Origin of the sequence: Bacillus sp. GMs2/2, assembly GCF_050172095.1 — a bacterium.
In the GTDB taxonomy this organism is placed as follows: domain Bacteria; phylum Bacillota; class Bacilli; order Bacillales; family Bacillaceae_G; genus Bacillus_A; species Bacillus_A cereus.
The window spans coordinates 1-771 of sequence record NZ_JBNLYE010000770.1; the positions used below are offsets into that span (position 1 = coordinate 1).

Sequence of the window (771 nt, forward strand, 5' to 3'; positions counted from 1 at the left end):
TGGAGTGAACCCAGAGAATGAGACGAAAAAAACACCTCTCTAAATCGTAAGTATCATTATCTATCTTGTTAAGAAAGAATAACGTTTTTTGTACTTGGGGGTAGTGGAAATTCTTAAGTTGATGGGCATGTATGGTGAGGCCTATATGAAAAAAATTCATTTTTATTTCCGTTCTTAAGTTGATGGGCATGGCATGGAGTCACCATATCAAAAAAAGAAAATGTACGTTCAGACACAATTTAGACATATTTTAAGGCGTATGCTCTACGTTAAGACCATCTTTCTTATTAGATTAATTTTTCTAAAGAAAAGGCACCCTTTCGAGTGCCTTTCACTATAAGCCATGTTATCTATAAATAATATAGGCTCAAGTTTATTGGGTTACTAATTTTATAAATGTTGATAGTAGTTACAATAAAATGTATTTAGTGTTAAAACAGCTTGTAATACTTCTTCTGGATCATCTTTTTCAAGCATCTGTGTAATTGATAAATAATATAATTTTTCATTTAATTGGTTTGATTTTATGGTCATTCTTAATCCTGTAAGTTCGTTTAACATTAAATGATATCTTTTAGCATCGTCAGGATTGCTCGGAATATTTTGTTTTAGAATACACTCACAATCTAGAGCTAAATTTATAAATTCTTGATCTTTCGTCACGTTATCCTCCTTTATTGCAGCCAACTGTTATCTATCTTATTAATCCAATATTGCATAGCTCCACCTTCTCTATATTCTTGAATTACACTTGTTTCTTTAAGGGGTAGC

Annotated in this window: 1 protein-coding gene; it reads right to left on the reverse strand. The window is 31.3% G+C overall.

Going from position 1 to position 771, the window contains the following annotated elements; translation table 11 throughout:
- Positions 1 to 390: 390 nt before the first annotated feature.
- A complete protein-coding gene (locus ACQGS6_RS29410; RefSeq protein WP_002204982.1) occupies positions 391 to 663 on the reverse strand; it encodes a hypothetical protein in 273 nt (90 codons plus the stop codon).
- Between the last annotated feature and the right edge of the window lie 108 nt (positions 664 to 771).